The organism is Devosia equisanguinis (assembly GCF_900631955.1).
Lineage (GTDB): Bacteria > Pseudomonadota > Alphaproteobacteria > Rhizobiales > Devosiaceae > Devosia > Devosia equisanguinis.
This window is the reverse complement of the sequence record NZ_UZWD01000050.1, coordinates 1-11,201: the sequence shown is the minus strand read 5'-3', so window position 1 is coordinate 11,201 and position 11,201 is coordinate 1. Positions and strand designations below refer to the sequence as shown.

Annotated in this window: 8 protein-coding genes; all 8 read right to left on the bottom strand. The window is 63.8% G+C overall.

Annotation, left to right across the window (positions count from 1 at the left end; translation table 11 throughout):
* Window positions 1–809: 809 nt before the first annotated feature.
* Window positions 810–3,923 (bottom strand): efflux RND transporter permease subunit, encoded by a 3,114-nt coding sequence (locus DEVEQU_RS18280; protein ID WP_126152041.1) that lies wholly within the window; start codon window positions 3,921–3,923, stop codon window positions 810–812.
* A 14-nt stretch (window positions 3,924–3,937) separates the two neighbouring features.
* Complete coding sequence (locus tag DEVEQU_RS18275) at window positions 3,938–5,125, bottom strand: efflux RND transporter periplasmic adaptor subunit (protein ID WP_126152040.1); 1,188 nt, start codon at window positions 5,123–5,125, stop codon at window positions 3,938–3,940.
* 125 nt (window positions 5,126–5,250) lie between these two features.
* On the bottom strand, window positions 5,251–6,084 hold the full coding sequence (gene sseA / locus DEVEQU_RS18270; protein WP_126152039.1) for a 3-mercaptopyruvate sulfurtransferase: 834 nt from the start codon (window positions 6,082–6,084) through the stop codon (window positions 5,251–5,253).
* An 80-nt stretch (window positions 6,085–6,164) separates the two neighbouring features.
* The gene (locus DEVEQU_RS18265; RefSeq protein ID WP_126152038.1) at window positions 6,165–7,229 is read right to left on the bottom strand and encodes an ABC transporter ATP-binding protein; all 1,065 of its coding nucleotides are present in this window, start codon (window positions 7,227–7,229) and stop codon (window positions 6,165–6,167) included.
* Window positions 7,230–7,231: 2 nt separating this feature from the next.
* Window positions 7,232–8,023 (bottom strand): ABC transporter permease, encoded by a 792-nt coding sequence (locus tag DEVEQU_RS18260; RefSeq protein ID WP_126152037.1) that lies wholly within the window; start codon window positions 8,021–8,023, stop codon window positions 7,232–7,234.
* Window positions 8,020–8,901: an ABC transporter permease gene (locus DEVEQU_RS18255; RefSeq protein ID WP_126152036.1), complete on the bottom strand. Its 882-nt coding sequence runs from the start codon at window positions 8,899–8,901 to the stop codon at window positions 8,020–8,022. Before DEVEQU_RS18255 ends, DEVEQU_RS18260 begins: the two co-directional genes overlap by 4 nt.
* 160 nt (window positions 8,902–9,061) lie before the next feature.
* A complete protein-coding gene (locus DEVEQU_RS18250; protein WP_126152035.1) occupies window positions 9,062–10,168 on the bottom strand; it encodes an ABC transporter substrate-binding protein in 1,107 nt (368 codons plus the stop codon).
* 261 nt (window positions 10,169–10,429) lie between these two features.
* Window positions 10,430–11,201, bottom strand: a 772-nt coding sequence (locus tag DEVEQU_RS18245; RefSeq protein ID WP_126152034.1) for a substrate-binding domain-containing protein, incomplete at its 5' end; no start/stop codon positions are given.

The window sequence follows — 11,201 nt, the reverse complement described above, 5'->3', positions numbered from 1 at the left end:
CAAACACACGTACCATCTCTTTACCGTCTCAAAACCAATCCAAAAGCCCCGGCCTCAAAACCGGGGCTTTTCTGCATCAAAATTACCAAATCCCGGGATTGATGATTGTTGCGTCCAGGCGCGCTTTTGCGCGCCGATGCGGTCGTCTCCACTGGCCATCGGGTCGGGCCCGAGGGCGGAATGGGGCTGATTGCGCCCGTCGTGCCAAGAGCCAAAGGCCCGAAGTGCCTTTGGGTGCATCTTGGGGTGAAATGCATGCGATAGCCCCTTCAAGTGCCGGCTATCGCATGGCGCTGAGGCTGAGTACGCTGCACACCCCCACCCCACCTCCCCCTGAAGGAGGGGGAGGAGTTGCATCGCGTCCTGGGCGAACAGTTTGCCTAGAATAACGGACGGTCTCCCTGCGCTTGCGGGAAGGGTTATCGCATAGCGGCATGTGGGTAATGGGCTCACATCTCGCCCCGCTCTCGGCCTGGGGCGAGTTGGCGCTGCCGGTCTGCACATGGTGTTTCACCCAACACACCGCCCTCGGGTTTGACCCGAGGTCCGCCATCCTCGCGCGCCATTGCCCGCGGCGGCTCGCCGACAGGCCCTCGGGTCGGGCCCGAGGGCGGGATGGTGCTTGTTGCACCTGTCGTGCCAGAAGCCAAAGTCTCAGAGTCCCTCTGGGTGCCTCCTAGGGTGACGTTTCCAAATGCAATAGCGCTTTCAAGTGCAGGCTGTCGCATATGGCAATGAACGCGCTGCACACCCCCACCCGACCTCCCCCTCAATAAGGGGGAGGAGCTGTATCGCGTTCTGGGCAAAGGTTAGTCAAAAGCACCGGCCTGTGCTGTCACTGCGTCGAGTTCGCGTTCGAGGCGGGCTTCTTCTTCCACTTTGGGTTTGGAGAAGCGGGCGAGCAGCAGGTAGGCGACGGGGGTGAGGTATAGCGTGGCAATGGCGGCAAAGCCGAGGCCGCCGACGATGACCCAGCCGAGGGCGGCGCGGGCTTCGGCGCCAGCGCCTTGTGCCAGTACCAACGGCACGCCGCCCAGAATGGTGGCCAACATTGTCATCATCACCGGGCGCAGGCGGATATTGGAGGCCTGTTCAATGGCCGCGGGCACGGAAAGCCCACGATCGCGCAGCTGATTGGCGAATTCGACGATCAGGATGCCGTTCTTGGCCATGATCCCCACGACCAGCACCAGCCCGACCTGGCTGAAAATATTGAGACTGCCGCCGGTGAGGAGGATGGCGTAGAGCCCGGCCGCCGCCGCGAAGGGCACGGTGGCCATGACGATGATAGCGCTCCAGAAACTCTCGAATTGTGCGGCCAGCACCAGGAGAATGATGACCAGTGCGAAGCCGAAGGTCAGGAACAGGGCATTGTTGGCCTCGCCCAGTGTCTTGGCTTCCGCCAGGGGGAGCAAGGTCGTGCCTTCGGGCAGGAGCGGGGCGGCAATGCGCTGCAGTTCGGCATAGGCGTCGCCCATCGCCATGCCATCCTCGAGGCTGGCGGTGACGGTGACGACGCGCCGCTGCTGTTCGCGGCGCAGCGAGGGCGGCACGGCGGCTTCGGTGATGGTGGCGATGGTCGACATCGGCACATAGCGGCCATCGCCGGTTTTCACGAACAGGGTTTCGAGGTCGCGCGGGTCGTTGACCGGATTGCTTGTCGAGACCATACGTACGCTATAGCTCTGGTCGTTGATGAAGATATTGCCGACATTGGCGCCATCGATCATTGCCTGCATGGTGGTGGCGAGGCCGTTGATGTCGATCCCCAGCGCGTCGGCGCGGGCGCGATCGACGGTCAGGGTCAGCTGCGGCTGGGTGGTGTCGAAATTGACGGTGACGCGGCCGAAGCGTCCATCCTCCTGCAGCGCCTCGGAGATAGTTTCGGCGGTTTCGGCCAGCTTGGTATAGTCGGAGCCGGCGACACCGAATTGCAGGCCGGAGCCGCCGCCGCGTATGCCCAAACTATTGCCCTGGCCGACCGAGGCACGGACGCCAGGCACCTCTGCCATCAAGGCACTGATTTCGCTGGCGATCTGTTGCTGACTGCGCGTGCGCTCGCCCCAGGGGGCGAGGGTGAGGGTGAGCGAGCCGCCCGAACCCCAGCCGGAGAGGACGAAGATCGAGCGCACTTCGCCGCTCTGCACATAGGGCTGCAGCATGGCTTCCACCTGGCCGAGGCGGGTGCGCACGAAATCGAGGCTGACCGTATTGGGGGCCGAAACGCGCAGATTGATCATCGAGCGGTCTTCGGCCGGGGTGATCTCCTGGCGCAGATTGCCATAGACGAAATAGGCCGAGCCGGCGAAGAGCAGCGCCACGAGAATGACGACGGCAGGGTTGCGCAGGGCGACGCGCAAGGTGGTGCGGTAGAGCCAGGACGCGGCACCTCCCAGCCTGGAGAAGGGGCTGGGTTTGGGGGCGTCGCCACCGGATTTGAGGAAGCGCGACGCCACCATGGGGCCCATAGAGAGGGCGACGATGGAGGAGAGCAGCACGGCAATGGCCAGGGTGAAGCCGAATTCGCGGAACAGTTGGCCGGACTGGCCCTCGAGGAAGGAGAGTGGCACGAAGACGGCGGCCAGGGTTAGCGTGGTGGCGATGACGGCGAAGAACACTTCCTGGGTGCCGAGCACAGCGGCGGCGCGGGGGCCGGCGCCGAGATTGCGGCGGCGCACGATGTTTTCGAGCACGACAATGGCGTCGTCGACCACGAGGCCGGTGGCCAGCACCAGCGCCAGAAGGGTAATGATGTTGAGCGAGAACCCGGCCAGATACATGCCGGCGACGGCACCGAGCAGGGCGATCGGCATGGAAATGGCTGGCACGATGATGGCGCGCCAATCGAGCAGGAACAGGTAGATGATGCCGATAACGACGATGAGCGCCACGATCAGGGCGATCTCGACCTCGTGCAGGGCACCCTCGATGAATACGGCCTCGTCGCTGGATATCTTGACGCTGACACCGGGCGGGAGCGTCTGGTTGAGGTTGTCGACGGCGGCGTGAACCGCCTGGGAAATGGCAATGGTGTTGGACTGGGCCTGGCGCACGATGCCGAGGCCAATGCCGGGCACGCCATCGGCGCGAATGGCGGACGTGCTGGCGGAGGCATCAAAGACCACAGTGGCCACGTCGCCCAATCGTGTGGTGCTGTTGATCTCGAGCTTTTCGAAATCCTCGGGCCGGGTCACCTCGGAAATGGCGCGGACGGAAATGTTCTGATTGGGGCCATTGATCGAGCCAGCGGGCGTGTCAAAGGCGATGGTGGAGACGGCGTTGCGGATATCGGCGACGGTGAGGCCGCGACTGGCGAGCTTGAGCGGGTCGACGTCGATCTCGAAGGCGGTGCTGCGCGTGCCATAGACCTGCACTTCGGCCACGCCGTCCACGGCACCCAGGCGCTCGGACACGGTGGTGCTCACCAGTTCGGACAGCTCGGCAATGCTCATGCTGTCCGAGGTCACTGCCAGCTGCATCACCGCCTGCGCGTCGCTATCGGCCTTGAAGATCACCGGCGCGTCGGCACCGGTGGGCAGGCTGCGGGTGATGCGGCCCAGCGCGTCGCGCACGTCGGAGGTGGCGACGTCGAGATCGGTGCTTTCGCTGAATTCCAGCGTGACGCGGCTATTGCCCACCGAGGAGCTGGAGGAAATGGCGGAGACACCCTGAATGCGGGCGACGGCGCCCTCGACCACGGCGGTGACTTCGCGGTCCACGGTTTCGGCGGCAGCGCCGGTAAAGCTGGTGGAAATGGACAGGACGGGCCGCTCGACGCGCGGCAGTTCGCGCACCTCGATGCCGAGCAGGGCGGCCATGCCGGCCACCATGATCAGGGCATTGAGGACCACGGCCATGACGGGGCGGCGCACGAAGAAGGCCGCCATGGTGCCGCCGCGTTCGTTCTTGGTGGCTATGGACATGGAACGCGGCCTCCCTATCGACTTGCCGATTGGGCCGGCGCGCCCTCGTCCGAGCCATCGGGCCCGTCGAGCAGGGTTACGGCCATGCCGTCGCTCAACTGCAATATGCCCTCGGTGATGATGGCGTCGCCGGGTAGAAGGTCGGCACGGACCAGCACCCCGTCGCTGTTGCGCTGCACGATTTCGGCCATGACGCGCTTGGCCGTGCCGTCCTCATATTGCCAGACATAGGAGCCCTCGGCTGACCACAGAATGGCCAGGGGATTGACCGCGGGGTAGGTTTCGCCGGGGAAGGCCAGGCTCACCGAAAAGCTCATGCCGGCGCGCAGGGCATTGTCGGGATTGGGAATTTCGGCCTGCACCTGCAATGTGCGACTGGCCGGGTCGATGCGGCTGTCCATGGCGGAGATGTCGCCGGAGAAATCGCGGCCGGGCAGCGCCAAGGCCGAGACGGTGACCGGCATGCCGGGGGACAGCTGGGCGGCGTAGCTCTCGGGCACCCAGAAATCGATGAGAATGGACGAGGTGTCATCCACCGTGGTGATGGCGGTCTGGGCGGCGACGTAGTTGCCGGGGGTGACGCGAAGGAGGCCGACCGTGCCGTCGATTGGGCTGGTGATGGTGCGGCGCGCGAGAGCCAGTTCGGCATTGCGCAGCGCCAGATCGGCATTGGCGGCGGCCAGCTGGGCGGCAGTGAGGGCCGTGGCGGCGACGAGATTGCTATTGGCCATGCCCTCGGTGCGGGCAAGAGCGGCCTGGGCATCGTCGGCGGCGAGACGGGCGCGGTCATAGTCGATCTGCTCGGTCTCGGCGGTGAAACGGGCGATGATGTCGCCTGACTTCACCTGCTGGCCGGGGCGCACCGCCACTTCGGCCAGTTCACCGCCTGATGTCGCGACCACAGTCACCGAGCGCGCGGCGGAGCCTTCGCCGATTGCGGCAAGGCCGGCATTGATGGTGGCGGACTTGACTGCGGAGGTGACGACGTTGACCTGGCGAGCACCGGGACCTCCTCCGCCGCCTGGGCGAGCACCTGGTCCGCCAGCCGGACGACCGGCCGCGGCAGTCTCCTGCACGCCGGGTCCGAAGGGGAGGATTATGCCGGCTTTCGCCAATGTTTCAGGCGCGCCAGGCACCAGGAAAAGCCAGCCGATGGCGGCAACAAGCAGGATGACGAGACAAGCCAGAATTTGCCGTATCAATGAGAACCTCGACTGTGCGTCGGCCAAATCGGCGCTGCAATGGGGTTCAGATAGAGTAGCAGGCCCAGGCCGAGGCCGACATTACAATGCCGTAACCTCGAAGAAAGATGCCATCGATGCGAGCGTCAGCTCTCGATTTCCGCATCCGGCCGCGCGCCCCATTCGGTCCAGGAGCCGTCGTAAATGGCGATATCGCGAGCGCCGGCCCGCTCCAGCGCCAGTCCCAGTACCACTGCGGTAATGCCTGAACCGCAGGAGGTGATGATCGGTCGATCGAGATCGACGCCGCGCTCGGCAAACAGAGTGCGCAGCGCATCGCTGGATTTCAGCTTGCCGTTCTCGGTCAACAGGCCAACCGGCACGTTGAGGCTGTTGGGAATGTGGCCGCCGCGGAGGCCGGCGCGCGGTTCGGGCACTTCGGCGTGGAAACGCGGGGCCGGCCGGGCGTCGATGATTTGGGCTGCACCGTCGCGGGAGCGATCGCGGACGCGGATGAAGTCGGCAACGCGGCTGGCGTCGAAGCTGGTGTCGAAACGCGCCGGCGCCCGCGCCACCAGTCCGGCCTGAATGGGCCGACGTTCCGCCCGCCATTTGGGGCCGCCGCCTTCGAGCATATAGACGGTCTTGGCGCCAAAGGTGCGCAGCGTCCACCAGACGCGCGGAGCGCTGAGCAGACCGATTTCATCATAGACGATGATGGTGGACTGGTCGGAAATCCCCAGCGCACCCACCATGCGGGAAAAGTCATTGGGGGCCGGCAGCATATGCGGCAGGTCGGTGCTGGTATCGGCAATGCCATCGATATCGAAGAACACCGCACCCGGAATATGCCCGGCGAGATATTCCGCCTGGGCGTTGCGGGCGGTATTGGGCATGTGCCAGCTGGCGTCGACGACGACCAGATTGGGGTCCGAAAGATGCTGGGCCAGCCAGTCGGTGGTAACGAAAAATGCGTCCATGTCAGCGACTCCGAGCAAGTCGCCACAGGATGGAGCCCAGACCCCGCCGGGTCAAATGCAATTGCGTCGCGGCCCGGCCCTCAGGATAAAACCAGCAGGTCGCGTGAGGCCAGATGCAGGTTGACGGCTTCACCGCGCTCGGGGGGCTTGGCCTGGTTGTTGAAGGTGTCGATGCTGACAATGGTGCCGTCGAGATCGACGCGCAGGCGCACCACCGAACCGAGGAAACTGACATCGACGATTTTGGCCGAGAGGACGAGATCGGTCTCCGGGCGCGCGGCGAGGGAGAGCATTTCGGGGCGCAGCGTCAGGGACACCGTATCGCCCGGTTTGGCTCCGGCCGGCAATGCCTTGAGCGTAAGGGTCTGGCCGCCAAGCACGACATGCCCGTTCGCCGGGTCCTGAACTGTGGCCGGTACGGTATTGAGCTGGCCGACAAAGGTGGCGACGAAGCGCGTCGCGGGGCGGTTATAGATATCGTGCGGGCTGCCGATCTGCTCGATATTGCCCGCATTCATCACCACGATGCGGTCGGAGATCGAAAGCGCCTCCTCCTGATCATGGGTGACGAAGACGGTGGTGATGCCGAGCTCGCGCTGAATGGCGCGGATTTCCTCGCGCAGCGAGACGCGGATCTTGGCGTCGAGGGCGGAGAGCGGTTCGTCGAGCAGCAGGAGGCGCGGCTTGGGGGCAATGGCGCGGGCCAAGGCAACGCGCTGTTGCTGGCCGCCGCTCATTTCATAGGGGAAGCGGCTTTCATAGCCGGGCAGGCCGATGAGTTTCAGCATCTCTTCGACGCGCGCCCGGCGCTCGTCGCGACCGACGCCGGACACTTTCAGTCCGAAGCCGATATTGTCGCCGACCGTAAGGTTGGGGAACAGCGCATAGGCCTGGAACACCATGCCCAGCTGGCGCTGATTGGGCTTGAGATGGGTAATATCCTGCCTGTCCACCGTGATCGTGCCCGAGGTCGGTGTTTCGAAGCCGGCGATCATGCGCAAGATGGTGGTCTTGCCACAGCCCGAGGGGCCGAGCAGGGAGATAAACTCGCCCTTGCCGAAGCCGAAGCTGACGCCTTTGACCACGGTATTGGCGCCGTAATTCTTGGTCAGCGCATCGACGCGAAGGAAATTTTCGTCGGTCATGGTCAATCCGTCCGGGCGGAGGTGCGGGGGGCAAAGCGGCCGAGCACGTTGATCATGCCCATGGCGCCCCAGGTGATAACAAACGATAGAATGGCGAGTGCCGAGGGCTCATAGGCGCGGTTGGCGCCGACATTCTGCAGATAAGGCCCGAAAGCCGGCCGGTTGAGCAGGCTCGCTATGGTGAATTCGCCGATGACGATGGCGAAGGTCAAAAAGGCGCCGGACAGCACGGCGACGAGAATATTGGGCAGGATGATGCGCGCAATGATGGTGGTGGTCGATGCCCCCATGATCTGCGCGGCTTCGGTCAAAGTCTTGATATCGATGGTCCGCATGCCGGTATCGACGGCCCGATACATATAGGGCAGCGCCAGGGTCACATAGCCGAAGGTGAGGAGGATATCGGTGCCGAAGGCCGATCCGGTGAAGGGGATCCAGGAAGAGGAATTGTAGAGCCGGATATAGCCATAGACCAGGACGATGGCCGGAATGATCAGCGGCAGCAGGGTGATGAATTCCATCAGCGGACGCAGATGCGGCAGGCGCAGGCGCACGAAATAGACCGCCGGCACCACGATCAGCACGCCGACGACAATGGCCAGAAGCCCCACCACGGTGGAATAGCCGAAGGTGGCCTGGAAAGTCGGGTCGGAAAATACCGAGGCGTAGCTGTCGAAGCTATAATAGCCGCGCCGCATCTTCAGCGAAAACTCGAAGGTGGCGATCAGCGGCACGAGGAAATAGGCGGCGCCGAGACCGAAAATCACCCAGGCCCAGAGCTTTGACTGTTTCATCGCATCCACCTCTCGGCGCGGGCGGAGATGACGAGATAGATGATATTGGCCAAAGCGGTGATGGCGATCATACCCAAGGCCAGGGCAGCGCCGAGGCCCGGATTCTGCAGGGCATCACCGCGGATCTGCGCATAGAGCAGGATGGGCACGATGTTGAGCGAGGAGCCTGTCAGCGCATAGGCGGTGGCAATGGCGCCAAAGGCATTGGCGAAGAGCAGGCTGAGGGTGCCGAGGAAACTGGGCCAGATGATCGGCAGGCCGACATAGCGCCAGAATTGCCAGGTGGAGGCGCCAAGCGTCTGCGCGGCTTCGCTCCATTCCTTTTTCAGCCCGTCGATGGCAGGCGCGATCATCAGCACCATCAGCGGAATCTGGAAATAGAGATAGGTGAGGGTGAGGCCCCAGAAGCTGAGCAGGTTGAAACCGGCGCGATAGATGTCGATGCCGAAGACGGTTTTGAGAATGATGGTGACGAGGCCGAGCCGCCCCAGCGTCGAGATGAAGGCGAAGGCCAGCGGTACGCCGGCAAAATTTGAGGCCACGCCGGAAAAAGTCATGACTGCGGAGCGCAGCGGGGCCGGCAGGCGACCACGAATGATGGCCAGCGCGATGGCGAGGCCGATCAGCGCGCCGATAATGGCCGAAGCGCCGGATATGCGGATGGAAATCCAGTAGGCGGCGAGAATCTGGTCGGTGAATAGCCCGGCGATGTTCTCGAAGGTGAATTGCCCGTCGCGCCCGATAAAGGCGGCGCCGATCAGGTAGAGCGTGGGCAGGATGAGGAACATCACCGCAAAGATGACGAAGGGCGCGACGCCAAGCCATTCGAGGGAAAGGCGGCGGCGGGGGGTGGAGGCGGTGGCTAGTGCGTTGGTCATCGTCGCGTCAGAACCCCGATCGCTCAACAATCGTCACCACCGGGCTTGTCCCGGTGGTCCATTCGGCGCCGCATGGATTGCCCGGTCAAGCCAGGCAATGACGGCGTGTAGAGATGGAGTTACCTCCGCCGCATGACGCGGCGGAGGTGTATTTCCGGCTCTACTGAACGTTGGCGCCGACGGTGGAGTCCCAGCCGGAGGTGATAACTTCCTTGGCGGCGTTCTGCTGCTCGATGGTCGGGAAGACGGCCTTGGCATAGGCCTCTGCCGGCGGCAGCGCGTCGAGCATGTCCTGCGGGATCAGGCCGGCTTCTGACATGGCGTTGAAGCGGATCGGGTGGCAATAGCCCTTGAGCCAGCCGAGCTGACCTTCGTCGGAATAGAGGTATTCCATCCAGAGCTTGGCGGCGTTCGGGTGCGGGGCATAGGCCGAAATGGCCTGGACATAAACGCCGGCCACGACGCCGGTGTTCGGCACGACGATCTCGGCTTCCGGATTGCCTTCGAAGCTGTCGCGCCAGGCGAGCAGGTTATAGTCCCAGGCGATCAGGATCGGGGTCGTGCCCTGGGCGACCGAAGCGGCCTTGCCGATCACCGGAACGAAATTGCCGGCATCGTTGACGGACTTGAAGAAGTCGAGGCCAGCCTGGGCTGCGCCTTCGTCGGCGCCGGTCTTGGCGAGACCTGCCGCATAGACGGACTGGATGGCCTGGGCGGAGGCGCGCGGGTCACCGGCAAGGGCGACGCCATTGGCATATTCGGACTTGGTCAGGTCGGCCCAATCGGTCGGCGCGGTGGAGACGAGGTCCTTGTTCACGAGGAAGGCCATGACGCCGTAATAGTCGCCATACCAGTAGCCGTCGGCATCCTTGGCATCGTCCGGAATTTCGCTCCAGGTCGACACCTTATAGGGCTGCAGCAGGCCTTCATCCTTGGCGGCAGGGCCGAAGGCGAGACCGATATCGAGCACGTCGGGGGCCTGCGGGCCGGCATTGCCCTTGTTGGCGCGGACGGCTTCGAGCTCGTCGGCCGAACCGGCATCGGGATTGAGTTCGTTGACATTGATGCCGGGATATTTGGCCTTGAAGCCGGCGATCACGTCGCCATAGCCGCACCAATTGTGGGGCAGGGCGATGACGGTCAGCTGGCCTTCGCCCTTGGCGGCTTCATAGAGGGCAGCAAGATCGGTCTGGGCGAAGGCGGGTGCGGAAATGCTCAGCACCGTCAGCAGCGAAACCGAAGCGGTAAGTGCAGACTTCAAGGTCATTGTAGGACTCCCTGTATGACTTTTTTCGCGAGCCCGACACACGGTGCTCCGGCGAACGGGCGAGGGAGTAGAGGGGCAAGATGACAGTGCAATGACTATTCGGTGACGGTGCAGCGCGGGCCCTTGCAGGGCGCAAGTCGCGCTATATCAGCGATATGCCTGTCCTAATCCCTCTCCTCGCGTCCTCCCAGCCGCAGCGTGCAGATTGCCCAATTGTGACAGTTTCGTCCAGATGGTCAAAATTTTGGTCCAGAGGGCGCCTCACAGCCGCGGCGGGCCGGAGCTTTGGCGGAGGACGAGTTCGACGGGCCAGAGTTCGTGGATGTCTTCGGCGGGCTTGCCGGCGAGGAGTTGCACGATCAGTTCGGCAATGCGCACACCGGCCTGGCGGATGGAGGAGCGGGTTGTCGACATGGTGGGGTACATGTTGTCGGCGTTGAGATAGGGGAAGACGTCGTCATGGGCGATCATGGAGACGTCGGTGCCCAGTTCCAGCCCGGCTTGGCGAATGGCGCGGAACACGCCCAGCGCGGTCATCATCGAGCCGGCGAGGAAGGCGGTCGGGCGAGGGCGCAGTTCGAGCATGGACTGGGTCAGCCGGAAAGCGACTTCGTCGGTAAATACCGAATTGCCCATGAGCGCGCTGTCGAAGGGGACGCCCCGGGCCGAGAGGGCGGCGAGATAGCCGATTTCGCGATGCTCGGAAAAGGTGCGGCCCTTGACGCCATTGAGCAGCGCAATGCGGCGATGGCCCATATCGAGCAGATGGCTGGTGGCACGCTCGAGGGCCCCGGTATTGTCGATATCCAGCCAGGCCAGCGGCTTGCCGATATTGGTACGGCCATGCAGCACAAAGGGGATTTTGAGGTCCAGCAGCAATTCGGCCCGCTCGTCATGCAGGCTGGGTGAATGCAGCACCACCGCATCGACCTTCTGACTGGCCGCGAGGCGGCGATAGGCGGCGACCTCTTCTTCATAGGTCGAGACGGTGGAGACCAGCAGGTCGATCTCCTCGCCCGACATGCGCCCGCCC

Bases quoted from the DNA above. Each gene is read 5' to 3' on its own strand.
- sseA (WP_126152039.1), bottom strand. From the start codon at position 6,084: ATGGACGCATTTTTCGTTACCACCGACTGGCTGGCCCAGCATCTTTCG.
- DEVEQU_RS18255 (WP_126152036.1), bottom strand. From the start codon at position 8,901: ATGACCAACGCACTAGCCACCGCCTCCACCCCCCGCCGCCGCCTTTCC.
- DEVEQU_RS18265 (WP_126152038.1), bottom strand. From the start codon at position 7,229: ATGACCGACGAAAATTTCCTTCGCGTCGATGCGCTGACCAAGAATTAC.
- DEVEQU_RS18250 (WP_126152035.1), bottom strand. From the start codon at position 10,168: ATGACCTTGAAGTCTGCACTTACCGCTTCGGTTTCGCTGCTGACGGTG.
- DEVEQU_RS18260 (WP_126152037.1), bottom strand. From the start codon at position 8,023: ATGAAACAGTCAAAGCTCTGGGCCTGGGTGATTTTCGGTCTCGGCGCC.
- DEVEQU_RS18280 (WP_126152041.1), bottom strand. From the start codon at position 3,923: ATGTCCATAGCCACCAAGAACGAACGCGGCGGCACCATGGCGGCCTTC.